This is a genomic window from Pseudobacter sp. (genome assembly GCF_051955275.1).
In the GTDB taxonomy this organism is placed as follows: Bacteria; Bacteroidota; Bacteroidia; order Chitinophagales; family Chitinophagaceae; genus Pseudobacter.
The window spans coordinates 1-25,554 of record NZ_JBQCGW010000249.1 but is presented as its reverse complement, the minus strand read 5'-3'; the positions used below and the strand labels follow the sequence as shown (position 1 = coordinate 25,554).

The 25,554-nt window shown below is 48.2% G+C and carries 26 protein-coding genes; 15 read left to right on the top strand and 11 right to left on the bottom strand.

The genetic code is table 11. The features are described 5' to 3' along the window. Positions 1-192: 192 nt before the first annotated feature. The 3 genes from ACTHMC_RS21550 to ACTHMC_RS21540 are packed head-to-tail and all read left to right on the top strand — an operon-like array spanning position 193 to position 2,273. Positions 193-708 carry an RNA polymerase sigma factor gene (locus ACTHMC_RS21550; protein WP_440416306.1) on the top strand — a complete coding sequence of 172 codons (516 nt, stop codon included), beginning with the start codon at positions 193-195 and terminating at the stop codon, positions 706-708. After that, positions 695-1,351 (top strand): hypothetical protein, encoded by a 657-nt coding sequence (locus tag ACTHMC_RS21545; protein WP_440416304.1) that lies wholly within the window; start codon positions 695-697, stop codon positions 1,349-1,351. Before ACTHMC_RS21550 ends, ACTHMC_RS21545 begins: the two co-directional genes overlap by 14 nt. Before the next feature lie 52 nt (positions 1,352-1,403). Then, positions 1,404-2,273, top strand: coding sequence for a sugar phosphate isomerase/epimerase family protein (locus tag ACTHMC_RS21540; protein ID WP_440416302.1), 870 nt, complete (start codon positions 1,404-1,406; stop codon positions 2,271-2,273). Positions 2,274-2,477: 204 nt separating this feature from the next. Here the strand turns inward: ACTHMC_RS21540 and ACTHMC_RS21535 are convergent, their stop codons facing one another. The 5 genes from ACTHMC_RS21535 to ACTHMC_RS21515 all read right to left on the bottom strand — a co-directional run bounded on the left by ACTHMC_RS21535 (position 2,478) and on the right by ACTHMC_RS21515 (position 6,840). Further along, the gene (locus ACTHMC_RS21535; protein WP_440416300.1) at positions 2,478-3,272 is read right to left on the bottom strand and encodes a 3-keto-disaccharide hydrolase; all 795 of its coding nucleotides are present in this window, start codon (positions 3,270-3,272) and stop codon (positions 2,478-2,480) included. Positions 3,273-3,303: 31 nt separating this feature from the next. Beyond that, positions 3,304-4,041, bottom strand: coding sequence for a 3-keto-disaccharide hydrolase (locus ACTHMC_RS21530; RefSeq protein ID WP_440416298.1), 738 nt, complete (start codon positions 4,039-4,041; stop codon positions 3,304-3,306). A gap of 147 nt (positions 4,042-4,188) precedes the next feature. After that, positions 4,189-4,587, bottom strand: a complete 399-nt coding sequence (locus tag ACTHMC_RS21525) for a c-type cytochrome (RefSeq protein WP_440416296.1) — start codon at positions 4,585-4,587, stop codon at positions 4,189-4,191. A gap of 46 nt (positions 4,588-4,633) precedes the next feature. Next, complete coding sequence (locus tag ACTHMC_RS21520) at positions 4,634-5,686, bottom strand: sugar phosphate isomerase/epimerase family protein (RefSeq protein ID WP_440416294.1); 1,053 nt, start codon at positions 5,684-5,686, stop codon at positions 4,634-4,636. Next, entirely contained in the window at positions 5,683-6,840 is a 1,158-nt protein-coding gene (locus tag ACTHMC_RS21515; protein WP_440416292.1) for a Gfo/Idh/MocA family protein, read from the bottom strand. Before ACTHMC_RS21515 ends, ACTHMC_RS21520 begins: the two co-directional genes overlap by 4 nt. Before the next feature lie 62 nt (positions 6,841-6,902). Here ACTHMC_RS21515 and ACTHMC_RS21510 point away from each other — a divergent pair, with 62 nt between their 5' ends. Genes ACTHMC_RS21510 through ACTHMC_RS21495 form a run of 4 tightly spaced genes read left to right on the top strand, consistent with a single transcriptional unit; the run spans position 6,903 to position 10,570 of the window. Beyond that, positions 6,903-7,790: a hydroxypyruvate isomerase family protein gene (locus ACTHMC_RS21510; RefSeq protein WP_440416290.1), complete on the top strand. Its 888-nt coding sequence runs from the start codon at positions 6,903-6,905 to the stop codon at positions 7,788-7,790. Between the two features lie 54 nt (positions 7,791-7,844). Then, positions 7,845-9,524: a GMC oxidoreductase gene (locus tag ACTHMC_RS21505; RefSeq protein ID WP_440416289.1), complete on the top strand. Its 1,680-nt coding sequence runs from the start codon at positions 7,845-7,847 to the stop codon at positions 9,522-9,524. 20 nt (positions 9,525-9,544) lie between these two features. Next, positions 9,545-10,123: a gluconate 2-dehydrogenase subunit 3 family protein gene (locus ACTHMC_RS21500; protein ID WP_440416287.1), complete on the top strand. Its 579-nt coding sequence runs from the start codon at positions 9,545-9,547 to the stop codon at positions 10,121-10,123. Positions 10,124-10,141: 18 nt separating this feature from the next. Beyond that, complete coding sequence (locus tag ACTHMC_RS21495) at positions 10,142-10,570, top strand: YybH family protein (protein WP_440416286.1); 429 nt, start codon at positions 10,142-10,144, stop codon at positions 10,568-10,570. Between the two features lie 85 nt (positions 10,571-10,655). On the opposite strand, the gene ACTHMC_RS21490 is transcribed toward ACTHMC_RS21495, so the two are convergent. Further along, positions 10,656-11,429, bottom strand: coding sequence for a glycoside hydrolase family 25 protein (locus tag ACTHMC_RS21490; RefSeq protein WP_440416284.1), 774 nt, complete (start codon positions 11,427-11,429; stop codon positions 10,656-10,658). Between the two features lie 148 nt (positions 11,430-11,577). Between ACTHMC_RS21490 and ACTHMC_RS21485 the strand changes: the two genes are divergently transcribed. The 5 genes from ACTHMC_RS21485 to ACTHMC_RS21465 all read left to right on the top strand — a co-directional run bounded on the left by ACTHMC_RS21485 (position 11,578) and on the right by ACTHMC_RS21465 (position 16,543). Continuing rightward, positions 11,578-12,609 carry a radical SAM/SPASM domain-containing protein gene (locus ACTHMC_RS21485; RefSeq protein WP_440416282.1) on the top strand — a complete coding sequence of 344 codons (1,032 nt, stop codon included), beginning with the start codon at positions 11,578-11,580 and terminating at the stop codon, positions 12,607-12,609. Positions 12,610-12,678: 69 nt separating this feature from the next. Further along, the gene (locus tag ACTHMC_RS21480) at positions 12,679-13,164 is read left to right on the top strand and encodes a DinB family protein (protein WP_440416280.1); all 486 of its coding nucleotides are present in this window, start codon (positions 12,679-12,681) and stop codon (positions 13,162-13,164) included. Positions 13,165-13,200: 36 nt separating this feature from the next. After that, on the top strand, positions 13,201-13,653 hold the full coding sequence (locus tag ACTHMC_RS21475; RefSeq protein ID WP_440416278.1) for a MarR family winged helix-turn-helix transcriptional regulator: 453 nt from the start codon (positions 13,201-13,203) through the stop codon (positions 13,651-13,653). 41 nt (positions 13,654-13,694) lie between these two features. After that, positions 13,695-15,239, top strand: coding sequence for a glycoside hydrolase family 10 protein (locus tag ACTHMC_RS21470; RefSeq protein WP_440416276.1), 1,545 nt, complete (start codon positions 13,695-13,697; stop codon positions 15,237-15,239). 80 nt (positions 15,240-15,319) lie between these two features. After that, positions 15,320-16,543 carry a DegT/DnrJ/EryC1/StrS family aminotransferase gene (locus ACTHMC_RS21465; RefSeq protein ID WP_440416274.1) on the top strand — a complete coding sequence of 408 codons (1,224 nt, stop codon included), beginning with the start codon at positions 15,320-15,322 and terminating at the stop codon, positions 16,541-16,543. Positions 16,544-16,570: 27 nt separating this feature from the next. Here the strand turns inward: ACTHMC_RS21465 and ACTHMC_RS21460 are convergent, their stop codons facing one another. Next, a complete protein-coding gene (locus tag ACTHMC_RS21460) occupies positions 16,571-17,044 on the bottom strand; it encodes a hypothetical protein (RefSeq protein ID WP_440416273.1) in 474 nt (157 codons plus the stop codon). A gap of 100 nt (positions 17,045-17,144) precedes the next feature. Here ACTHMC_RS21460 and rpoN point away from each other — a divergent pair, with 100 nt between their 5' ends. Both rpoN and ACTHMC_RS21450 read left to right on the top strand, forming a co-directional pair. Beyond that, positions 17,145-18,635 carry an RNA polymerase factor sigma-54 gene (rpoN, locus tag ACTHMC_RS21455; RefSeq protein WP_440416271.1) on the top strand — a complete coding sequence of 497 codons (1,491 nt, stop codon included), beginning with the start codon at positions 17,145-17,147 and terminating at the stop codon, positions 18,633-18,635. Continuing rightward, a complete protein-coding gene (locus tag ACTHMC_RS21450; protein WP_440416269.1) occupies positions 18,635-19,306 on the top strand; it encodes a hypothetical protein in 672 nt (223 codons plus the stop codon). Before rpoN ends, ACTHMC_RS21450 begins: the two co-directional genes overlap by 1 nt. A gap of 94 nt (positions 19,307-19,400) precedes the next feature. On the opposite strand, the gene ACTHMC_RS21445 is transcribed toward ACTHMC_RS21450, so the two are convergent. From ACTHMC_RS21445 to ACTHMC_RS21435, 3 genes are all read right to left on the bottom strand, one after another. After that, complete coding sequence (locus ACTHMC_RS21445) at positions 19,401-20,162, bottom strand: murein L,D-transpeptidase catalytic domain family protein (protein ID WP_440416268.1); 762 nt, start codon at positions 20,160-20,162, stop codon at positions 19,401-19,403. Between the two features lie 181 nt (positions 20,163-20,343). Beyond that, the gene (locus ACTHMC_RS21440) at positions 20,344-21,378 is read right to left on the bottom strand and encodes an AI-2E family transporter (protein ID WP_440416266.1); all 1,035 of its coding nucleotides are present in this window, start codon (positions 21,376-21,378) and stop codon (positions 20,344-20,346) included. Positions 21,379-21,428: 50 nt separating this feature from the next. Continuing rightward, positions 21,429-22,847 carry an MATE family efflux transporter gene (locus ACTHMC_RS21435; protein WP_440416264.1) on the bottom strand — a complete coding sequence of 473 codons (1,419 nt, stop codon included), beginning with the start codon at positions 22,845-22,847 and terminating at the stop codon, positions 21,429-21,431. A 363-nt stretch (positions 22,848-23,210) separates the two neighbouring features. Between ACTHMC_RS21435 and ACTHMC_RS21430 the strand changes: the two genes are divergently transcribed. After that, a complete protein-coding gene (locus ACTHMC_RS21430) occupies positions 23,211-23,681 on the top strand; it encodes an acyl-CoA thioesterase (RefSeq protein ID WP_440416262.1) in 471 nt (156 codons plus the stop codon). Here ACTHMC_RS21430 and ACTHMC_RS21425 read toward each other — a convergent pair. Beyond that, positions 23,644-25,554 (bottom strand): sensor histidine kinase (locus ACTHMC_RS21425; RefSeq protein ID WP_440416260.1); only part of this gene is annotated, 1,911 nt, incomplete at its 5' end. The two genes, ACTHMC_RS21430 and ACTHMC_RS21425, sit on opposite strands and share 38 nt — an antisense overlap.

Below are 25,554 nucleotides of genomic sequence, written 5' to 3'. Positions count from 1 at the left end.
TATCCTGCATATCAAACCTTTTCTGGTCAACTTTCGTCTCTTTTATAATGGCCTGACAGGTGGTGCAGGTGCCGAGGTGGTAGAACTTTTTCATCATTTAAGATTGGTGCCGCAAAAATAGGGGGTGGTTTGTAATATTTTCATAGCATGCTGCGACCTATTTGGTATCTTTTCGCCAAAACCAATTAAAGTTTGCACCCGAAGAACGACCCGGATGAGTTTTTAGCATTGGTAAACCAGCACAAGGGCATGTTACACAAAGTGTGTAATCTGTACTGTGCCACGGAATACGACAAACAGGATCTGTTCCAGGAGATCGTGATCCAGCTGTGGCGGGCCTACCCCCGTTTCCGCGGCGACTCCAAATTCAGTACCTGGCTCTACCGTATTGCCCTTAACACCGCTATCTCAGATCTTAGAAAACAGAAGAACCTTATCAAAAGTGTAGAGCCTGATCTGCTTCCTACAGAGATCCAGGACATTCAGTACAACAAAGAAAAAGAAGAAAAACTTGCACAGCTTTACATGGCCATTCATCAGCTACCTGAAATTGAAAGAGGTATTGTAATGCTGTACCTGGAAGACAAGAGTTATGAAGAGATGGAGGAGATCCTTGGTATCAACCAGAATAATCTTCGCGTGAAAATGAATCGCATCAAAGAAAAATTACGTAAACTCACTAAAGCAGTAGAACATGGAGTTGGATAGCCTGAAAGATATCTGGAAAGACCAGGACAAAGGCATGGACCGATACCCCGAAAGCAATAACGAGATCCTGTCCATGTTGGGGAAGAAGTCGAAGAGCCCGGTGGCCAAGATCCGCCGCAACCTGCTCTGGGAGCTTGTTTCAATTGTTGTGGTGTATGCCGTGTTCGTTGCATATTACGCATTCAGTAAAAATGGGCAGTTCTGGGAGATCGCAGTACTGCTTGGGATGGTGGGAGTGGGATTTGTTTTTTATTACTATCATAAAGACAAACTCCTCAAGTCCATGCAGCGCGTGGATGCAGAAGTGAAATCAAATCTGCAAACGCAATTGCATACCCTGGAAAAATATGTTCGTTTCTATTTCCTGGCCGGCACATTGCTCACGCCGATATTATACTATATCACCGGACTGGTGACGCTTTACAAAAAAACACCGCATCATTATTCCAATGAAGCGCTGGGAACCCGCGTACAGCCGATGCTCAATGCAGTGCAGGACCATCAGTACTTCACAGAGTTCATGGTGGGCGGAGCAGTAGTAACAGTGCTTATATATTTTGCTAATAAATGGTACATCAATAAACTTTACGGTCAGCATATCAATCATCTCAAGGATCTGCTGAAACAGATGGACGAAATCTGATCCATTTTTCTTCGCAATTACTTTGTATCTTGATTGCCTAACACGTTTGAATATGAACACGCGCAGGCAATTCCTGAGACAGTCCACTATTTTTGCAGCAGCTGCACTGGCGATGCCAGGTGATATTTTTGCTGCAGCTCCGAAATCCTATTTTGGCGTTCAACTTTACACGCTCCGTAAGGAAATGGAGAAAGATCCCGTTGGCACGCTGGAAAAAGTAGCGAAGCTGGGTTATACCGCTGTTGAAACTTACGGGTATAAAGATGGTAAGTGGTTCGGACTGAGTGTTGCTGAATTCAAGAATGTTCTCAAAGCAAATAAATTAAGCAGCCCGTCCGGGCATACATTTCCCGGACAGTTCTTCCTCTCCGGTAACTGGCGGGCAGAGTGGACGCAGGCCGTGAAAGATGCTAAAAGCATCGGCCAGCAATTCATTGTTGTCCCCTACCTGGATGCCAAATTCAGGGATCTCGATACATATAAAAAGCTGGCGCCCGCTCTCAATGAGGCAGGAAAGATCGCCAAAGCAAATGGCCTGAAACTGGCTTACCACAACCATGATTTTGAATTTGCCAATCAGAACGGGCAAACCGGTTTTGATATCCTTGTGGCCAGCACCGACCCCAAACTGGTGAGCTTTGAACTGGATATCTACTGGGCTACCAAGGCGGGTTTTGATGCTGTTGAGCTTTTCAAAAAACATCCCGGCCGTTTCACGATGTGGCATGTGAAATATATGGACAACACAACGGAGAAAAAATTCACGGAAGTGGGTAATGGAACGATCGATTTCAAGACCATTTTCCAGCATAAGAAAGTAAGCGGAATGAAGTATTGGTTTGTTGAGCAGGATATTTGTCCGGGTTCACCGCTGGATAGTATTCAGCAGAGTATCACTAATCTGAAGACGAAGATATTATAATCAGAGTGCCGCACTCGCTCGCCTCTGGCGAGTGAGCAATATTTGTTCGCCGCCGGCGAACGCTGTAGCCGGGAGGCGACGGAATAGAAGTAACTCGCCAGAGTTGAGCTACTGGGCGCACCCTCTTTTTACCAGACGAAATAAAAATGGAGACTGACCTTTGGGACAGCCTCCATTTTTATTAATAGACTCTCAACCTTTCTATTAAAGCTTTTTGATCTTGATATTTCTATACCATACGGGATCACCGTGATCCTGCAGGCCAAGTCTTCCTTTTTTGTAGGTACCGAAATCCTTCATGTCCTTGAACTTGCTGCCGGCCAGCATTTGTTTCCACTGATCGTTCCACATGGTAGTGCTGAGCACTTTGGTGCCGTTCAGGTGGAATTCAAGATTTCCATCTTTTGAAATGATCTCTACCTGGTTCCATTCGCCGGCGGGCTTAACGGTTTCAGGGTTGGCGCTGATCAGATCATAAAGATCACCTGCGCGGTGCTTGATGATCTTGGAATCAGGATGCGCGTTGTTATCCAGCACCTGCATTTCAGGACCGGTAAACCATGTATGCTCATATTTGGGAGCTTCATGGATATAAAGAATGATACCGCTATTGCCGGCGGAATCAAGTTTCCATTCCAGCTTCAGGTGAAAATTATCAAACTCTTCAGCAGTTACGATGTCGCCACCGCCAACGGTCTGCCAGTCCTTTTTGTTTTTGGGATCCAGGTGGAGTGTTCCTTCCACTGCGGACCATGCGCTGCCATCAGACTTGTTGTTGTATACATGCCAGCCATTCTTGGTGGTGCCATCGAACAGCAATTGCCAGCCATCTTTCTTTTCCTCTTCGGTAAGTTCATTGATGGTGGTGAGTACGTCTACAGCAGGACCTCCTTTAACGGTGGTATCTGATTTGGGTTGATCAGCGGGCTGCTGATCAGCACTGCCTCCGCAGCCGGTGATACCGGCGGCAAGCATGAATACGGCGAGCATTGAACGCATAATAGATTTTTGATTAATACTAATATAGCAATTATAATTGCTTCACTTTAATATTTTTGAACCATACCTTATCGCCATGGTCCTGTAAAACCAGTTTTCCTTCTTTGATTTTTGCAAAGTCTTCCAGCGTTTTGAATTTGCTGTTATTGAGAAGATGCTGCCAGTTCTCATTCCACATGGTAGTGGTTACCACTTTCGTGCCATTCTGGATCAGGGTGAGTGCTCCGTTTTTCAGGATGATCTCACTGGAGTTCCATTCACCAGCCGGGTTCGCATTTTCAGGAACAGCGGAGATCAGATCATAGAGGTCGCCGGAGCGGTGTTTGATGTTCTTCGCATCAGCATGACCGTTATTGTCGATGATCTGCATTTCAGGACCTGTGAGATAGGCATACCTGTATTTGGGATCTTCCTGGGCCAGGAACATGATACCGCTGTTTCCGTTGATATCTATTTTCCAATCCAGTTTCAGATGGAAATTTCCATACACTTTTTCAGTGATCAGGTCACCGCCGCCTTCCCCTTTGGGGCCTTTGGCTTTGGGGTCAAGGAATAACACGCCATCTTCCACTTTCCAGGCGGACCCGTCTGTGCGGTTATTGAAGATATGCCATCCGGATTTGGATTTGCCATCGAACAATAACTGCCAGCCATCCCGCTTTTCAGCGGAACTGAGTGTATTGGGTGAAGAAGATGCTGATGATTGACGGGCACTGTTACAGGCAAACAGTGCTATCAATGCCAGAGCGATGCAAAATCGATTTAGCATACAGGATTTCATTAGAATTTAAAAATAAGTAAAACCCCGGCTTGTATTCAAATAAATTTTATCCTGACGGGCTCTTCTTCGTTATTAATGCGTTAACGGCAGCAGCCGGGTGTGTTCAGCCGTGCAAATGGAATACTGAACCAGTGATTATTTCTGGTTCTTGAGGCTGAGGATGTACTTAACCATCACTTTGGCGCTGTCCATAGACAAGCTGGGGTGAGGCGTCATTGGAACAGAGCCCCATACGCCCTGACCACCTTTGATGATCTTGTTGCTCAGGTCCGTGATCACAGCATCTGTAGCTTCATACTTTTTGGCTACATCGGTGTAGGCCGGCCCGATATTCTTTTCGCTGATCTTGTGGCAGGTAGTGCAGTCGAGTGAGGCGATCATTTCGAGCGCTTTTTCTGCATCTGCATCGGAGCTGGCTGCTTTCTTGCTGTCAGCCGCTTCTTCTTTTTTCTGAACTGCATTGGTTTCGCTTCCACCGCAAGCATACATCATGAGGCCTGTGCCGAGCGCACAGATGACCATTAACTTTTTCATTCTTTACCAGTTTTTATCAATCATACAATGAGTAGGGCAAGTTACTTTACAAACCGAGAACTGCGCGATTAAATTTTTCATCGCTGCCTGTACCTGCAAAGTCGTCGAACGCTTTATCCGTTACCGGAAGGATATGGTCTTTGATGAACACGGACCCTTCTGCGGCTCCCACTTCAGGGTGTTTGATGCAGCATTCCCATTCCAGCACGGCCCATCCGGCAAAATCATATTGCGTGAGTTTGCTGAAGATGCCTTTGAAATTCACCTGGCCATCGCCCAGGGAGCGGAACCTGCCTGCGCGGTTGATCCAGCTCTGGTAGCCGCCGTATACGCCCTGCTTGCCGGTTGGATTGAACTCTGCATCCTTCACATGGAAGGCGCGGATGCGCTCATGATAATGATCTATGAATGCGAGATAATCCAGGCCCTGCAATACCATATGCGATGGATCGTAAAGGATGCAGGCGCGTTTGTGATTGTTGGTATGTTCCAGGAATGTTTCGTAGGAGATACCATCATGCAGGTCTTCTCCGGGGTGCAGTTCATAACAAACATCCACTCCATGTTCATCAAAAGTATTGAGGATGGGGATCCAGCGTGCGGCCAGTTCTTTGAATCCTGTTTCAACCAGTCCGGCGGGGCGTTGTGGCCAGGGATAAACATTCTGCCAGAGCAATGCGCCGCTGAAAGTGGCGTGTGCATTGAGCCCCAGGTTCTGTGACGCTTTTGCCGCCCACCTGAGTTGTTGTACGGCCCACTCTGTTCTGGCTGCGGGGTTGTTATGATATGCTGCAGGAGCAAAGCCATCAAACAAAGTATTGTATGCGGGATGCACGGCCACCAGCTGACCCTGCAGGTGTGTGCTCAGTTCTGTGATCTCCAGTCCATGCGCTGCAACAGTTCCTTTCAGTTCGTCAGCATATGTTTTGCTTTCCGCCGCCAGTTGGAGATTGATAAGCCTGCTGTCCCAGGTAGGGATTTGCACGCCTTTGAAACCCAGCCCTGCCGCCCATTGGCAGATGGAGGGTAAAGTATTGAATGGGGCTGCATCTCCTGCGAATTGTGCGAGGAAGATACCGGGTCCTTTGATTGTTCTCATATGTTAAAGCTTGTCCATTTTTGTGATGACTGACTGCTGGCCACTACATTTTCTATGAATGCCATACCTCTTACACCCTCGTCAACCCCAGGAAAATCAAGCATTTCAGCCGTGGGAACATTCCCAGAAATTTTCGCATCGAGTGTGAGCGCAAAGGCTTTGTAGATGTTGGCGAAGGCTTCGATATAACCTTCAGGATGCCCGCCTGGCGTGCGTGTATTGAATTTTGCGAAGGAAGAAAGATAGCTTTGCCCTGCGCGGTACACCTGTGTTGGCTGATCCAGCCATTTTACCAGCAATGTATTGGGCTCCATCTGGTGCCATTCGATGCCGCCTTTCTCGCCATAGATGCGGAGTTTGAGGGCATTTTCTTCTCCGGCTGCTACCTGTGATGCCATGAGAACGCCTGTTGCGCCGTTGTTGAAACGCAGCAGTACTGCACCATCATCATCCAGTGCACGTCCTTCCACCACTATATTCAGATCGGCGCAGAGTTGCGTGATTGTCAGTCCAGATACGTATTCCGCCAGGTGTGCGGCATGTGTTCCGATATCTCCCATGCAGCCGCTTTTACCGGAGCGTTTGGGGTCTGTACGCCAGGCCGCCTGTGCGTTTCCTTCTTTTTCACTGAGCTGGCTGAGCCATCCCTGCGGATACTCAACATAGATCTTTCTCACCTTGCCGAGGGCGCCGCTCTTCACCATTTCCCTTGCCTGTTTCACCATGGGGTAGCCGGCATAAGTATGCGTGAGCGCGAGTGTGAGGCCGGTCTCCTTCACTTTCTGTTGCAGCTGCTTAGCCTCGTCCAGCGTGAATGTCATGGGTTTTTCTATCACCACATGAAAGCCATTGTCAAGCGCCATGAGGGCTGGTCCGATATGCGCATGATTAGGTGTAACGATGCTCACGAAATCCATTCGTTCAGTTTCGGATAACGATCGTTCGTTCATAATCATGTCCTCATAACTGGTGTAAACACGATTGTCCGGAAGGAGGAGCGATTGCCCTGAAGCCTTTGCTGTATCAGGGTTTGAGCTGAAAGCGCCGCAGGAGAGTTCTATCAATCCGTCCATATTGGCAGCGAGACGGTGGATGGCGCCGATAAAAGCATTGTTACCACCACCTATCATTCCCATTCTTAATTTTCTCTTCATGAAAACGTTTGATGGCGTAAGATAAAGTAACATTTTGTATTTTTCCGATCCAACGATTAAACATGACCAATCAAACACGGAGACTTGCCATCAAAAATCTGGTTGCAGGAACTGCAGCAGCAGGTGCTGCAGGTATGCTCTCTTCATTTACCTCCACATCCGATAATTCACAAGCTTTGAAAGGAAAAGTAAATCACTCTGTATGCCGGTGGTGCTTCGGCACGGTGCCGCTGGAAGACTTCTGCGTGGCCGTTAAAAAAATGGGCATTTATGCAATCGATCTCGTAGGTCCCAAAGACTGGCCCACACTGCAAAAGCATGGTATCTATTCTTCCATGTGCAACGGGGCTGAAATCAACCTGGTTGACGGCTGGAATGATACGCAGTTTCATGCGCAGCTCATTAAAAATTATACAGAGATGATCCCGCTGGTGGCAAAGGCCGGGTATAAAAATCTGATCTGCTTCAGTGGCAATGCACGTGGCAAGGATGATGAAACAGGTTGGAACAATTGCGCCAATGGCCTCAAACAGATCATCGGCCTGGCAGAGAAACACAATGTTACCCTGGTGATGGAGCTGCTCAACAGCAAGATCGATCACAAGGATTACCAGTGCGATAAAACCGCCTGGGGCGTAGAGCTGGCCAAACGCATCGGCTCCAATAATTTCAAACTTTTGTACGATATCTATCATATGCAGATCGATGAGGGTGATGTGATCCGCACTATCCGCGATAATCACCAGTACATCGCTCACTATCACACTGCCGGTGTTCCCGGAAGACATGAGATAGATGATAAACAGGAATTGTTTTACCCCGCCATCATGCAGGCCATTGTTGACACTGGCTTCAAAGGGTATGTGGCGCAGGAATTCATTCCTTCTTCAAAAGTGAACGAAGAAAAACTCGCAGCTCTGCAAAAGGCAGTTCAGATCTGCGACATCTAATCAGGAGTTACACTGCTGTCCAAAATATTATTCCACATTATTAATCGATCTTGCATGCCCGACAATGTTTATGATGCAATTGTAGTTGGCTCAGGTATCAGTGGCGGATGGGCCGCCAAAGAGCTTACTGAAAAAGGCCTCAAAGTGCTGATGCTTGAAAGAGGTAACGACATCAAGCACGTTAAAGATTATGAACAGGCCAATAAACCTGACTGGGAGTTCCCCCACCGGGGAGGGCGCACCCAGCAGATGATAGAGGATTATCCTGTTCTGAAGCGCGACTATCCCCTCAATGAAAAGAATCTCCATTACTGGACAAATGAAAAGGACTGTCCGTATACGGAAGTAAAACGCTTCGACTGGTACCGTGGTTACCACGTTGGTGGCCGCTCACTCATGTGGGGCCGCCAGAGCTACCGCTGGAGCGATTTTGATTTTGCCGCCAATGCACAGGACGGTCATGGTACAGACTGGCCTATCCGTTATAAAGACATTGCGCCCTGGTACGACTATGTGGAGAAATTCGCAGGTATCAGTGGTAATAAGGACGGGCTGCCGCAGTTACCTGACGGTCAGTTCCTGCCTCCCATGGAAATGAACGTGGTGGAGAAGCATGTTGCCGAAGGCATCAAGAAGCATTACAACGGAAAACGTTTGATGACCATCGGGCGTGTGGCCAACCTCACGGCGCCTCTTCCCGGCAGGACCAATTGCCAGTACCGCAACAAATGCTGGCTGGGATGTCCGTTCGGCGCATATTTCAGCACACAGAGCAGTACGCTGCCTGCCGCGGTGGCCACGGGCAACCTCACCCTGCATCCTTTTTCACTCGTTACAAAAGTGTTGTACGATAAAGACAAGAAAAAGGCTACCGGTGTGGAAGTGCTCAATACAGAAACCAACCTCACTACAGAATACAAGGCCAAGGTGATCTTCCTTTGCGCCTCCGCTTTCAACAGCACCTGGGTGCTCTTCAATTCCGCCACCGATATCTGGCCCGGCGGTCTGGGAAGCAGCAGCGGAGAGCTTGGACACAATGTGATGGATCACCATTTTCGCTTAGGCGCCAACGGTAGTGTGGAAGGATTCGACGACAAATACTATTTCGGCAGAAGGCCCAATGGTATCTATATCCCCCGTTATCAGAACCTGTTTGGCGACAAGCGCGATTATGTTCGTGGTTTCGGTTACCAGGGTGGCGCCAGCCGGCAGGGGTGGAGCCGCAACGTGGCCGAGCTCAGCATTGGTGTTGACCTCAAGGAAATGCTCACCGAGCCAGGCAACTGGAGCATCGGTATCACAGCATTCGGAGAGATCCTGCCATACCATGATAACAAGATCATGCTCGACAAGGATAAGAAAGACAAATGGGGACTTCCTGTGCTGGCTATCGACAGTGAGCTGAAAGAGAATGAGCACAAGATGCGCAAAGACATGATGAATGATGCGCTCGAAATGCTCACCAATGCCGGTGTGAAAGACGCCAAAACCTTCGACAGTGGCTATCATATGGGTATGGGCATTCACGAAATGGGAACAGCACGTATGGGTAAGGATCCCAAATCGTCTGTGCTCAATGGCAACAACCAGGTATGGGACGCCAAAAACGTGTTTGTTACAGATGGTGCGGCCATGGCTTCTGCAGCTGCGGTAAACCCATCGCTCACTTACATGGCCCTCACTGCCAGAGCCGCCAGCTTTGCAGTGGAAGAACTGAAAAAAGGAAACCTTTAAACACAGTAAACTATCTCAATATGAACAGAAGAGATGCCGTGTCGAGAGTGGCATTGTTGCTCGGAGCTACCGTGATCGGTGCAGACTTTTTCCTGTCTGGCTGCAAACTCTCCAACAAGGAAGAAAAGAAAGGCAAAGACCTTTCCTTCACCAAAGATGATATCGCATACCTGGATGAAATAGCTGAAACTATCATCCCCACTACCAATACGCCCGGTGCCAAAGCGGCTAAGACCGGTGAGTTCATGACGGTAATGGTGCGCGATTCATACGATGAGAAGAACCAGAAAGCCTTCCTGGAAGGAATGACCAAAATCGAAGAAGCCAGCGAGAAGAAATTCAAGAATGGCTATATGAAGCTCAGTGCCGATCAGCGTACCGAGCTGCTGAAAGAGATCGATGCTGAAATGAAGGAATATATGAAGAGCAAAAAGAAAGATGATGCCCCGCATTATTTCACATTGATGAAACAGCTCACCATGCTGGGTTATTTCACATCAGAGATCGGTATGACGCAGGCATTGCGTTATGACCCGGTGCCTGGGAAATTCGATGGAGATTATCCTTATAAAAAGGGAGACAGGGCCTTTGCGGGATAATTGAAAAACATACATGATATGAGAATATTATTGCTTGTTATGTTCATCGGGGTTTTGACTCCTGCTTCTCTGAAAGCGCAGTCTGCCGATGAAAAAGCCATCCGCGGAATGCTGGCCAGACAGAATGAGGCCTGGAACCGCGGGGACCTGGATGGCTTTATGAAAGGGTACTGGAATAACGATTCCCTGATGTTCGTGGGAAAGAGTGGTGTTACTTATGGTTACAGGAATACGCTTGAAAACTATAAGAAAGGCTATGGAAATGCAGAGCAGATGGGAAAGCTCACGTTCACCTTTATACGCTTTACGCGGGTAAGCCCTGAATACTACTTTGTGGTAGGAAAATGGGAACTGGCGAGGAAGGATGGTGACCTGGCGGGTCATTTCAACCTGTTGATCAGAAAGATCAAAAAGGAGTGGGTTATTGTAGCTGATCATAGCAGTTAGTAATAACCACTACTGATAAATAATGGCAAGTTGCACCGGGGCTGCTAATGGCGGTTTTCCTGTGCAACTTTTTTATGCCCCTGCGTTAATCGATCAGCAGTTCTTTGAAAGCTGTTGAATCTCCATTAAAAACATTGAATTCGGTTTTGTAGAGTATGCCATTTGCGCGCCCCTGATCGCTGTATTGCCAGAAATGCCAGTCGCGGTAGATCCTTGGCTTTTCTTTCTGAAGGTAGTGCGCCACCCAGAGGGGGTAGTGGTCGAAATCATCTTTGAGGATCTGTTTATAGAAATCCACATTGGTATAGATGATGGGCTTTACGCCATAGTAATTCTCAACGGTGGTGAGCCATTCCTGCACGCGGGCCCTGATCTTGTCGCTGCGCTGGCCATTGGTTTGTTCCACATCCAGCACAGGAGGGAGGTCTCCGGGCTGGAGCTCTACGGAGTTGATGAAGTTCTCTGCCTGTGTTTTGCCGCTTTTGCTGGAAATAAAGAAATGATAGGCGCCGCGAACAACGCCAGCTTCTTTGGATCGCTTCCAGTTGCGTTTGAACTGGCGGTCTTCATTGCCATTGCCTTCCGTGGCTTTGATGAAAGCGAAATGCAATTTGATCCCTTCCACATTCATGGCCTTCACGCTCTCCCAGTCGATGGTCTCCTGGTATTTAGACACATCGATGCCGTGGATCTCGTAATTGGTGGGCACTTCAATCCCGAATGCTTCGTACCGGACGAAATGCGCCTTCCTTTCCAGCCACCACTCGTAGAGGCGGAACCCAGCCATTACCAGCAGTCCCACAAAAACGGCACCCATCAGGATCTTCCAACCGATATTTCTTTTATAGACCTTCGCCATATTCTGCATACAAATATATAGGAGTGCACCTTACCGTAAGAATGCAACCGGCCAAAAAGTTCCCATAAAGCGAACAATACGGATTCTTTAAACGTTACCGGGTTCAAATCATTGTGAGTTACCAGCTTACCCTTAATTTTATACTCTAATGCCCGGATTCAACTGGCACGATAGTATCAATCTTTTCTCAAAGCTTACCTTACGACGCACATTCAATGCGACGAAAGTGTTGTGCAGTTACTATATCAGTAAGTGGACAAAGCGTCCTGTGCAATGGGGTTATCCCATTTCCATTTCATTTGAGCCTACTACAAGTTGCAACCTGCGTTGCCCTGAATGCCCCAGCGGGCTTCGTGCCTTCACCAGGCCAACGGGTATGCTGCAGAAGGATTTCTTCCGTGAAACCATCGATCAGCTGGCACCTGAGCTCCTTTACCTGGTGTTCTACTTCCAGGGCGAGCCCTATCTCAATCCGTCTTTCCTGGATATGGTGAAATACGCTTCTGACAAGGGAATTTACACAGCCACCAGCACCAATGCGCATTATCTCAATGATAATAATGCAAAGAAAACGGTAGAGAGTGGTCTGGACAGGCTGATCATTTCCATTGACGGCACCACACAGGAGACGTATCAAAGCTACCGGGTGGGTGGAAAACTGGAGAAAGTGCTGGAAGGGGCAAGGAATATTGTGAAGTGGAAGAAAGAGCTCAACAGCAAAAAGCCATTCGTTTTCTTTCAGTTCCTGGTAGTGAAGCACAATGAGCATCAGATTGAGGATATCAAACAACTGGCAAAGGAAATAGGGGTGGATGAAGTTCGGTTTAAAACCGCACAGGTGTATGATTATGAAAATGATCCCAACAATCTCATCCCTGTAAACGAAAAATACAGCCGTTATAAAAAAAACAGCAATGGCGAGTATGAATTCAAGAATTCGCTCAGTAATCAGTGCTGGCGATTATGGCATGCTACCGTGATCAGCTGGGATGGACTGGTGGTTCCCTGTTGCTTTGATAAGGATGCACAACATCCGCTGGGGGATCTCAAAGGAAAAAAATTCAAGGAGATCTGGCACAACGAACAATACATCAATTTTCGCAAGCAACTGTTACAAAGCCGCAAGAATATCGACATATGTGCTAACTGCAGCGAAGGCACGAAGGTGTGGAGTGAATGATAAACAAATGCAAAATTGCCCTGCTGCCTGATCATTTGTTCGTAAATTGATAAGCCAAAAGCCTGTCCCATGCCACTTTCCACCGCTACTACCTACCGGCTGCAGCATCAGCAAGAAGTGTTGCATGACCTGGTCAGAGGCCTTACTGAACCGCAGCTCCGTACCCGCGTGAACCCTGACAAATGGAGCGCTTATGAACAGATGGTGCATCTCACGGCCTACCAGCCAGCCTTTCACAACAGGCTGAAAAGAATAGAACAGGAAGAGCAGCCGTTATTCGACCCCTATGTTGCAGATAATGATCCCTTGTTCCTTGACTGTATGCAACGGCCACTCAATGAAATCACTGAAGATTTTACCACACAAAGATTCATACTGATCAATCACCTGGTATCATTGCCTGATCCCGTTCTGCGCAGAACCGGCGTGCATCTGAAATATGGCCAGCTCAGCATTCCGGAGTGGACGGAAATGTTCCTGCTTCATGAAGCCCATCACCTGTTCAGCATTTTTCAGCTCACCAGTCAGATTCGTGCAACGATCCGGGCTATTTAATTGTATATATAATATAACACCCTTTCAGCATTGGACATGAGCATAGATAACGACATTCAACAAACGAAGTTCCGGAACGAGTACCAGCGTTCCATGGTGAACATGATATTCACGTATAACTGGATGATGGAGAAGCTCAAAGACATCTTTGGGCGGGAAGATATCACTCCACAGCAGTTCAATATCCTGCGCATCCTGCGTGGCGCAACCACCCCCTTATCCACCCTTCAGATCCGTAACAGGATGCTGGACAAAATGAGCGATACCAGCCGTATCGTTGACAGGCTGATCAGAAAAGACCTGGCAAAGAAAGTGATCTGCAAAACAGACCGCAGGCTGGTGGATGTAACCATTTCAGAAAAGGGACTGGCCATACTGGATAAGCTGGATGCCTACACATCCGAGATGGATGGGATCCTCGGAAGCCTTACCGATGAGGAGGCTAAAACGTTAAATCTGCTGCTGGATAAGCTCCGTAACTCAGAATAATCTTTTAATTTCGGCGTTTTGCATAAACAGGATCCGAAATTATGAAAAGAGTATTGACGATTGTTCTGCTGGCAATCCTGGTTATCAACAATAACCTGGAGGCGCAGCCCCCTACAGAGTTCAGAGCGGCATGGATAGCTACAGTGGATAATATCGACTGGCCCAGTCGCGGCAATTACAATACAGAAAGTCAGAAAGCAGAGTACATCCGGTTATTGGATATGCACCAGCGCAATGGCCTCAACGCCGTGGTGGTACAGGTGCGTCCTGCTGCGGATGCATTCTATCCTTCGCAATATGAGCCCTGGAGCCAGTGGCTCACCGGTAAACAGGGAACACCGCCATCTCCCTATTACGATCCGCTGGAATTCATGATCGAGGAAGCGCATAAAAGGGGCATGGAGTTTCATGCCTGGTGTAATCCTTATCGCGCAGAATTCAGCATTGGGAAGAGTTCCATTGCAGCCACCCATATCACCAAACTTCATCCGGAATGGTTTGTAACCTATGGCACTACCCGTTATTTTGATCCGGGCAATAAAGAAGTGCAGCAGTTTGTAGTGAAAGTGGTGCGCGATATCGTGAGCCGATACAATGTAGATGCCATTCACTTCGATGATTATTTCTATCCCTACCGCATAGCAGGCAAAGAGTTTCCTGATCAGAATTCCTACAACAAATATGGAAAAGGCCTCTCGAGGTCTGAATGGAGAAGGGGTAATGTAGACTCTGTGATCCTGGCGCTCAGCAATGCGATCAAGGAAGAGAACCCCCTGGTGAAATTCGGGATCTCGCCTTTTGGTGTATGGCGCAATGCCAGCCAGGATTCCCGCGGCAGCAATACCCGTGCAGGTGTTACCAACTACGATGATCTGTATGCAGACATACTCCTCTGGCTGGAAGAAGGCTGGATCGATTATGTTGCTCCGCAGCTTTACTGGGAGTTCGAACAAAAGAATGCTCCATTTGGAGTGCTGCTCGACTGGTGGAGCAAGAACAGTTATGGCAGGCATCTTTACATCGGCCTCGGCATCTATCGCGCCAATAGCAATGCCGCCTGGCGACAGGTGAATCAGTTACCCAGGCAGATCCGTGAAATGCGCAGCTATCCTGAAGTTCATGGCGCGGTATATTTCAGCAGTAAGAGCTTTACAGGTAATCCGCTGGGATGGAGCGATAGTCTTCGCCTCAATTATTACAAAGAACCGGCGCTCATTCCTCCGATGCCCTGGATCGACAGCATCCTGCCAAAGGCGCCCATGGTAAAAGCTGTGAGCACAGTTGAGAACGGGCTGCGCATCAGCCTGAAAAAAGACAGTTCTGAAACGAAGGCCATCAAAGGTTTCCGTCTCTATGCCTGTTATATCAACGGGCCCAATAATAATTTCTACAACTCCGCACTGGTGGGAACGCAATACAATGTGGATTCCTGCACGTTTGAGGCGCCATTGCCCCAGGACAAACAGTTTGCAAGGTTCTACGTAACCAGTATCGATGAGGAGAATCAGGAGAGCAAACCCTATATCAACTGGCCGGTGAAGCTGAATGCCACCAAAGACGACCGCCAGGGCTGGATCATGAAATAGGGTTCAGGGATTTCCTGTTTTTTATAACTTTGCCAACTGCTGGATTGGAGATCCAATACAAAACCCCAGCGCTTACTATTATGCCAGGCTTTGAATTATTCGGTGAATCAGAAAGGAAACATGTGAATGATGTGCTGAACACCGGTATCATCATGCGGTATGGTTTCGACGGTCCCCGTAAAGGAATATGGAAGTCAAAAGAACTGGAAGCTGCCATCAGCAATAAGTTCGGAGCAAAATACACACAGGTGGTATCCAGCGGTACAGCCGCCCTGGTAACTGCGTTAGCGGCTATGGGCGTAGGAGCAGGTGACGAGGTGATCATGCCAACCTTCACTTTTGTGGCCAGCTTTGAAGCGGTGATCTCCGTAGGCGCTGTTCCCGTGCTGGTGGATGTGGATGATACCCTTACCCTGGCCCCTGATGCTGTCCGCGCAGCCATTACTCCCAAAACAAAAGTGATCATGCCCGTGCATATGTGTGGCAGCATGGCCGATATGGATGCCCTTCAGCAGATCTGCAAGGAGCATAAACTGCTCCTGCTGGAAGACGCCTGCCAGAGCACCGGCGCTACCTTCAAAGGCAAGCACCTTGGTACCATCGGGAATGCCGGCACCTTCTCCTTCGACTTTGTAAAAACAGTTACCTGCGGCGAAGGCGGAGCCATCACCACCAATTCAGAAGAGATCTGGCGCAAGTGCGATGGATTCAGCGATCATGGACATGACCACCTTGGCGTTGACCGTGGTGCAGACCTCCATCCCTTCCTCGGTTATAATTTCCGCATCTCCGAACTGCATGCAGCCGTAGGTCTGGCGCAGTTCAACAGGCTGGAAGAATTCATGGCTATTAATAAGCGGAACTTCGATGCCCTGAAATCCGCACTGGCCGACGTTCCTGAGATCAGCTTCCGCAGGATCCCCGATCCATCAGGCGACAGCCACACGCATGTGAGCTGGTTCCTGCCAACCCGAGAAGCCACTGCCAAGGCTGTTGCACTGCTCAAGGCTGAAGGTCAGATGGCAGGTAGTATCTATTGGTACGATCATAACTGGCATTATATCCGCAACTGGGCTCACCTGAAATCCGCAGCTTCTCTCAATGAGCTGCACCCGGATCAGAAGAAAGCCGTGATCCATCACGCCAATAAAGACTTCTCAGCCAGCGATGCCGTTATCGGGCGCAGCGTGAGTACACAGATCAGCCTGCTCTGGTCAGAAGACCAGGCCCGTGAAAAAGGAGAGAAGATGGCGCAGGTGATCAAAAAATCACTCAGCGGAGAAGTGATCAAACTGAAAGTATAAAAATCGTTTGATAGCTGTTGGAGCGGATCATTTCCCTTCAATGGCATTACAGGCGGCCAGCGATCCTAACCGGAAACGGAAGGGGATCCTGGTCGCTTTTTCAATCTGCAGCTCCTGTTTGCAGAAGAAGCCGAACCGGGTAGTATAGAGATCAGAAGGAATTGAATTTACCGGTTTTAGATACCGGCTACCAACCGATTGCTTGAAATCTCTCAAGCTATGCCAGTCGCTCGCGTCCCCGCGAGTGACCTTTATTCCGTCGCCTCTGGCGATAATGTATTCGCCGGAGGCGGATAAATATAAGCCACTCGCGGGGACGCGGGCGGCGGGAAATACCTTGACAAACCCGTTGGTTTGATATTTGTCAAGCGGCGAATACGCTGGCCCGATCTTTTTACCAGCAGTTGGCGGAAATTTCTTTTGCGCGTACAATGTAGATACAGCAAGGGATTGCAGGCAAATTCCTGCCATAATAATAATTTTATAAAATCGTTTTGCCACCTGCATTACATTTGTCTGTAAATTTACGGCCTGATTTTTGTGGAACCGCGAAAATTTTCCAAAATTTGGTGAATGGCGGGAAAAAATCCCTAAGACGCACATGGCACTAAGTCAGAGTTTACAACAAAAGCTACTTCAAAAACTTTCACCTCAACAGATTCAACTGATGAAGCTGTTGCAGGTGCCTACTGCCAATCTGGAAGAGCGGATCAAGGAGGAGTTGGAAGAGAACCCTGCCCTGGAACAGACTGATGAGGATCATGATGATCAGTTCGATAATGAACTGAAGGATGAATTTGAAAGCGGTAATGAAGAGGATTATGAGCCAGACGGCAGCGAAGAGGAATATGATAATATCGATATCAGCGAATATGTAGGAGATGAGGATGGAGACATTGCAGATTACAAACTCCGTGATGATAACTATCCGGAATCGGATGATAACAAGACCATCCCTTACCGCATTGAAACTTCTTTCCATGAATTCCTGCTGGAACAGTTGGGCATGCTTAAGCTGGATGACCGCAGGCGCCGCATTGCAGAACAGATCGTAGGCAGCATCGATGATGATGGTTATCTCCGCCGCGATGCCGCATCCATTGTGGATGATCTTGCTTTCCGTCAGAACATAGACAGTAACGAGGAAGAGGTGGAAGATGTGATCCGTCTCATTCAGAGCTTTGATCCCGCCGGCGTTGCAGCCCGTGATCTGCAGGAGTGCCTGTTACTGCAATTACACCGGCTGAAAAGGGAAAACAAGGATGTGGACAAAGCCATTGCTGTGCTTACGGATTACTTTGATGAGTTCACCAAGAAGCATTACGACAAGATCCAGCGCGGTCTCAGCTTATCCGATGAGGGACTGAAGGAAGTGATCGGACAGATCATCCGCCTTACTCCCAAGCCCGGCGGCAACCATGCTGAAATGAATAAAGCTGAAAGCTATGTGGTACCCGATTTCTTCGTGTACAACAATGGCGGCAAGCTGGAACTGACCCTCAACTCCAAGAATGCCCCTGACCTTCGCATCAGTGAAGGATACAGGGATATGCTGCGCGAATACGATAAAGCCAGCAAAAAAGACAAGCGCCAGAAAGAGGCTGTTCTCTTCATCAAGCAGAAGATCGATGCCGCCAAATGGTTCATCGATGCCATTAAACAGCGGCAGCATACGCTTTCCAGCGTAATGGGCACCATTATGGAATACCAGCACGAGTTCTTCCTCACCGGGGATGAAACCAGTCTGAAGCCTATGATCCTGAAAGATATTGCAGAGCGCACGATGCTGGATATCTCCACTGTCAGCCGTGTGGCCAACAGCAAATTTGTGCAGACCGAGTTTGGTACCTACCGCCTTAAATTCTTCTTCAGCGAAAGTCTGAGTACAGAAAGCGGCGAAGAAGTAAGTACCCGTGAAGTGAAAAAGATCCTCAGCGATATGATCGAGGGCGAAAGCAAGAAAAAACCGCTGAGTGATGAAAAGTTAACCGAGATGCTCCAGGAAAAAGGATATAATATTGCACGCAGAACGGTAGCCAAGTACCGGGAGCAGTTGAATATTCCCGTGGCCAGGTTGCGAAAAGAATTATAATGGAGAATAGTTTTATCATGAAGGAAGCGGCTCCGCTGCCGCAGCATCAATTTCCGGCGCCTGTAAAAGTGCTGGCCAACCTGGTGTCTTACCTGTTCCATCCCTTGTTCATTCCTGCGTATGTAACGGCATTCCTGCTCTTCATTCATCCTTATTCTTTTGCGGGCATGGCGGCAAAGCAAAAAGTGACAACACTTGGCGCTGTGTTTTTCAGCACCGCTTTTTTACCGGCATTTGCCGTGCTGCTGATGAAGGCGCTGGGCTTTGTAAAAAGTATCCATCTGAAAACGCAGAAGGAGCGCATCATTCCGTATGTGGCTGCAATCACTTTCTATTTCTGGATCTGGTATGTTTTCCACAACCTGCAGGACATTCCTGAGTATTTCGTGAACTTCCTGCTGGGCGTTTTCCTGGGAGTGTGCGCGGCCTGGATGTTCAATATCAGGTATAAGATCAGTATGCATGCCACCGGAGTTGGTGGTCTTGTCACCTTCTTTTTACTCTTCACTTTCGGTCAGACAGAAGAAACGGCGCTTTACCTGGCAATAGCTTTTCTGATTACCGGTTTGGTTTGTACGGCGCGTTTTATAGTGAGTGATCATACCCCTAAAGAAATTTATGCGGGGATCATTGCCGGGGCGTTGTGTCAGATCATTGCGGTTTACGTATAGACTTTCTCCAAAAGCTAAAGCCCAATCATAGGGTACGAATCCTATATTGAGCTCTGCTACCATCAAAACCATCTGAAGTTTAGTCCACGCTAAATCAGTTCAACAACCTCGATTGGTTGATATAATTTTTTGTAGGATGATAGATAAAAAGGCAGGAGCCATCCTTGATCTGCTGGATCACGGAAGGGGCCTCTTTTGCCGGCAGCGCGGGGCAGCCAAAGCTTCTACCGTTGAATTTGTTATTGTTGAGGAATTGCTTGCCAACATATTTTGATCCGTGGATCACGATGTTGCGAGCATCGGCTTTATCGTTGAAGCCGCTTTCCAGTCCCTGGATCTTGAGAGCCAGGCCATGTTCTCCATAATAAGTGGCGCGGGTAAGATAAAAACCCAGGCTGCTCTTATGTGATTCAGGACTGTTGGAAAATGATTTTGCATACTCGCCGCCGGATTTACGGCCATGAGCTACATAAGTGTTCGCCAGGATCTTCTGGTTATCTATATCCAGCACGTATAAGCGCTTTCTGCGGGAACTCTGGCTGAAGTCGCAGATGGATAAGATACCATCTTTAGCCAAACGGCCTTTTTCTACCAGTGTATTATAACCTTTCCATGCACAGGCAAAAGCTTTCTTTCCCAGTCCTAACCTTTTGAGTTGAAGGTTATCGTACAGGCTCAGTGCTTCGACCGGCAGTAAGTCCGGATTGGCCGTATACTTTACATGGTCTTTGGGAAGATAAAGTGTGATACGCTCCGGGGAGGGCATCGTGGTTTTGGAAGTACCGGTCATGAGCACCGGCGATAATACTAATACAGACAACAGGCTGTAGGTTATGGATTTTACTGGACGATACATGGTACAGGGTTTTCATGGGTTATGGAACGCGTATTATCCGGTATGTTAACGGGTGAAAGGTTGAGTTTAGTATGGTAAGATCACCGAAAAAATAGCTGAACCACCGGGTTTTTATATACCGGGCATCCTGGTAAAACTACCCGGGAATTGTACCTTTAATATGTATTGGGTTGAAAGCCAGTTATGAAGATTGCCGGACGCCCTTGCCGCCATCGTTGAATTCGCTCGCATATACCCTGATCATCAGGAGGAAAAGAGATATAAGAATTGGTCCGAAGATCAATCCGATGAACCCGAAAATGGGGATACCGATGATCACACCGAATGCTGTGATGAGTGGATGCACGTCTCCCATTTTACGCTGAAGCCAGAAGCGGGCGAAATTATCCACTAACCCAATGACCCCGAAGCCATAGACCAGCATGATCACCCCTCTGACAGGTGCGTCCTCTGCAAAAAAGATGAGGGCCAGCGGCACATAGGCCAGGGCGGCGCCCACAACAGGCAGCATGGCCGTGATACAAACTATTACAAACCAGAACATCGGTTCCTGCACCCCCAGCAGTACAAATCCCAGCAATGCCACCAGGCCCTGGATAAGAGCTATAAGGGGAATGCCCACGGCATTGGAGAATACCATGCCGTTCATCTCTTTACGGATGCGGATAACGTTTTCGTCTTTCAATGGCACCCAATCGTAAAACCTCGATTCCATTTTACGACCTTCCACCAGCATGAAGTAAAGTACAAAGTACAACATCACCACCGTGAAAACAGTATTGAAGGTGGCGTTGAGTATCTTAGGTAACATCTCCGCTGAATAAGTAGTTAGTTTTCGTATGTTCTCATCCGTTATGATCTCAATTTTGAAACGGGCTTCGTACTGGTTCACATATTTTTCGATACTGGTGAGGATCTCGTTGGAATGTTCAATAGACCAGGCCACTTTGCTGGCCATCATATTTACCAGTAATAATATCGGCAGCAGGATCACCAGGAAGGAGGTCAGCATCAACACAAGAGCCGCCAGGGACTTCTTCCATTTGTACTTGTCTGTGAGCAGGAACATCCATTTGCGCAGCAGCACATAAAAGGTGTAGGCTCCCAGGAAAGAGGGCAGGAAAAATTGCAGGTTCACAAAAAGCACTACTCCTATAAGGAGGATCACCATCAGGATCAGTACCTGCCTTACAATATTGTTGGATAAATAATTCATGCCGGTTTATTAGGTACTAAATGTACAGAATAAAAGGGCTTCCGGCGTTATCAGATCTTTACCTGCTTCCATTTACCCCTTCTGAAAAGGATGATGCCGGCAAAACTGATCAGCGTTTCCGCAGTTACTACTGCAATGAAAACACCGGTGGGCCCCATTTCCAGCCGGATACTCAAAATCCAGGCCAGCGGGATCTGAAACGCCCAGAATCCAAACAGGTTAATGAAGGTGGGCGTTTTGGTATCACCTGCTCCATTAAACGAATTGGTGACAACCATCCCCACTCCATAAAATATATAACCGAGGCTGATGATGTGCAGCGCTTTTTTGCCGTATACTGCCATGGCTTCGTTATCATTCATGAACAGGATGATCTGATCTGCAAATACCAGGCATACAATTGTTACAAAGGCCATGAAGATGGCATTGTACCGAGCAGTGGTCCAGACAGATTTTTCCGCCCTTTCCGGTTGCCCCGCTCCCAGATTCTGCCCTACCAGTGTTGCTGCCGCATTGCTCAGGCCCCAGGCCGGCAACAGGAAGAACATCAACACACGGATGGCTACGCCGTATCCGGCTACTGCATCATCTCCAAACTGCGCCACCAGTCTGTTAAGGAACATCCAGCTGGCCGATGCGATGAAGAATTGCAGAAAGGCCACCCAGCTTAATCCGTAAAGTGTTTTCAGTACAGGCCAATCGGGCTTGAAGTAAAATCTTTTGATATTGAGCAGTCCGCGTCTGGATTTGAATAGATGATAAAGCTGGTAAAGTACGCCTGTTCCACGCCCGATAGTAGTGGCCATGGCAGCTCCAGGCAGTCCGAAGAAATGGATCAGGATAGGGCAGAGAATGATATTGATACCATTCGCTATCCACAGGCTCCACATAGCAATATTGGCATTGCCTGCTCCGCGGAAAACTCCATTGATCAGGAAGAGCAACACAATCACTATCGATCCGCCAAACATGATCCTGGTATAGGATGTTCCTACTTCAATCACTTCGGGGGAGCCTCCCATGATGCGCAGCACATCGCTGGCAAAGAAAGAGCCTAAAAAACTGATAAGCACTGTTACCAGCAGGCCCAGGTTGATGGCCTGTGCTGCACTTCGCGAAGCGCCTTCGATATTTTTCTCACCTACGCGACGGGCAACTACTGCCGTGGCGCCCATGCTCAGCGCCATGGCAGCGGAATAGAGGATCATCAGTACAGACTCTGTGAGCACTACTGTGGTGACGGCCTGTGAAGCATGCCCCTCGATATGGCCCACGAAATAAATGTCTACCAGGGCAAACACACTTTCCATGATCATTTCCAGTACCATGGGAATGGCCAGCAATACCACGCCTTTGCGGATACTGCCTTTGGTGAAATCCTGGTTTTCGCTTTTGAATGAATCTTTTATGATGGAGAAGATGCCTTGCTTGCGTGGCAGTTGGCCCGTCTGGTTTTGGTCAAACGACATAAGAATACCTTTTTAATACATTGAATTGAATCCGGAAATAAATAAAATCACAGTGAACCTGCCCACGGGGCAGATGCGAAATGGAGTAGCAAAAAAATGTTCCGGGAATGCTATAGCAACAGACGTCGGAACGGTGTTAGAACTTCATAAAAAGGAGTATGTGTTTCAAAAGTAGTGAATTTATTTTTTCTCCGGACTGATCTTTTTACAGCGAAAAGCTGTTATCTGCATGCCACAGTTTTGCATGGCAAACACTGTGCAATAATCAAACTGTTATCACAATCGGAAGCAGAGAAACCGGACGAAGTGAAAAAATAAGCAGCTGTCCGGCGCAATTTGCCCGATGATCATACCTTCATCATTATGGAACTCAAGAGTTTTTACATTGTCCGTTTTCCGGACTGCGATCCACTGGCCCACCTCAATAACAGCCGCTACCTGGATTATTTCCTGAATGCGCGCGAAGATCATCTGCGTGAGAACTTCAATATTCTCATTACAGACTGGCTGAAGCAAGGTATCGGCTGGGTAGTAAGGCAGCACCAGATCCAGTACCTGCGCCCTGCTTTCTACAATGAAAAGATCTGCATCACCTCGCAGATCATTGCGCTGGAAAGCTCGGAGCTGATGGTGGAACTTAAAATGTTCGACGAATCGGAAAGCAGCCTCAAGGCCATTCTCTGGACCACCTTTACCGCAGTAGATCCCAAAACAGGCAAACGGAAAGAGCTTACTGCAGAATTCAATGAACTGGCTCAGAAGCTCGGTATTGCCGAAGTGGATGTGGCGGCAGGTATCACTGAACGTGTGAAAGCCCTGAGAAGTCTGGCCTGAGCTGGCTCATGGGCCTGAACTGGATGGTCATCCGGCAACCCTTGCCGGGTGCGGAATCTATTTTCACCCTTCCATTGAAAAGGTCTGCCCGGTTGATGATATTCAGCAACCCGATGCCATTCCGCTTTTCCTGCATACTGAAACCCTTGCCATCGTCTTCCACGGTGAGCGTGATCAACTCACCCTCCTGAGTAACCGAAACGGATACCGATTTTGCCTTTGCATGTTTCATCACATTGTTGAGCTGTTCCTGTGCAATGCGGAAGATGGTCATCTTGAGTTTGTCTTCCACCTTCTGTTCATCAGGGATGGCAAAATTGAATTTCACGTGCAGCTGGCTGGCCATGCGGATGCTGTCTGTGAGATCTTCCAGGCTGAGTTGCAAGCCCACATCGCGGTGATAGGACTGCGTAAGGTCCTTGCTTAGTTTGCGGATCTCTTCAATAGCGCCGGCAATGATATCACTGCTGCGGTTGATGAGCACTTTGGGCTCTTTATCGTCGTGTGCCAGGCTGAGGCAGAGCCGGGCCGTAGTGAGGATCTGTGTTACGTTATCATGCATCTCACGGCCGATCTCTTCCCTTTCTTTTTCCTGCGCATCGATGCTGGCCTTCATGATCTCTTTCTGACGGTAGATCTTTTCTTCCATCAGTTCATGGCGCAGCTTCACTTTTTCAGTGATATCGTTTGCCAGGATCATATAGGATTCACGGCCTTTGTAGATGATCATATGACTGATCACCTCTGCATACATGATCTCCCCGTTCTTGCGGATCTGTTTCCGAAGCAGTCTCTGATTGGTGCTTCTTCTGCCTGAATGCAGCAGGGCCCTCAATTCTTCCAGGTCATCGGTCATGCAGAGGTCAGGAGCGGAAAGTGTCATGAACTCTTTGCGGGAATAGCCATAGTGTTTCACTGCCGCATCGTTGGCTTCCAGGAAATTGAGGGAGATGGCATCGCAAACGCAGATGGGAAGCGGGCTTTTGTTGAAAAGATCGCGATACAGGTTCTCCGATTCATGAATGCGTTTCTGCGCTTTCTTTCTTTCCGTAATATCTCTGAAGTTGGCCACCAGCGCATTGATGCCGGGAATATGCAGGAAGTTGGTGGCTACGCCTTCCACCTGAACAGGCTTACCGCTGCGATGTTGCAGGGTGAGGTAAATGGTGAATGGTTTTCCGGGATGCTGCATCAACCCACCCAGCAACTGTGTTGCTTCCGGCACACTGTCCGGATGTATAAAACTGAAAACAGATTTATTGATATAGTCTTTTGATGAATAGCCCAGCAGTTTTTTCACGGAGGGCGAACCGTAGGTGAACTGCCCGATGTTATTGGCCATCATGATCAGGTCGGCACTGTTTTCGATGAGTGCTCGGAACCGCATGTCAACCTGCTTCTGTGCTTCTTCTGCCATCACTCTTTCTGTGATGTCGCGGAAATTACAGACGATCCCCTGGATCTCTGGCTTTGCCAGGAGGTTGGTCACAACCCCTTCCACATGCCCGATGCTGCCATCGGGCCGGAGCGTTCTTGTTTGTACAAACAGTGATTTGCCGGGTTTTTTGAGCACTTCCTGGAATTTCCCGATGGCAAAGGGACGATCATCTTCCGCAATGAAATTGAAAACATCCACGCCCAAATATTCTGCAGGTGGTAAGCCGAAATGATTCTGGATACTGGGGCTGCCGTAGATCACTTTTCCTTCTGCATTGAGAACAGCAATGATATCGGTGCTGTTTTCAATGAGAGTCCGGAAATGTGCTTCGCTGGCCTTTATCCTGGCATCCGAGGTGATCTTTTCTGTAACGTCCAGCGCAAAGCATGACAGGCCAGTGATGGCATTCCCGTTGCGGATAGGACTGATGGAGAT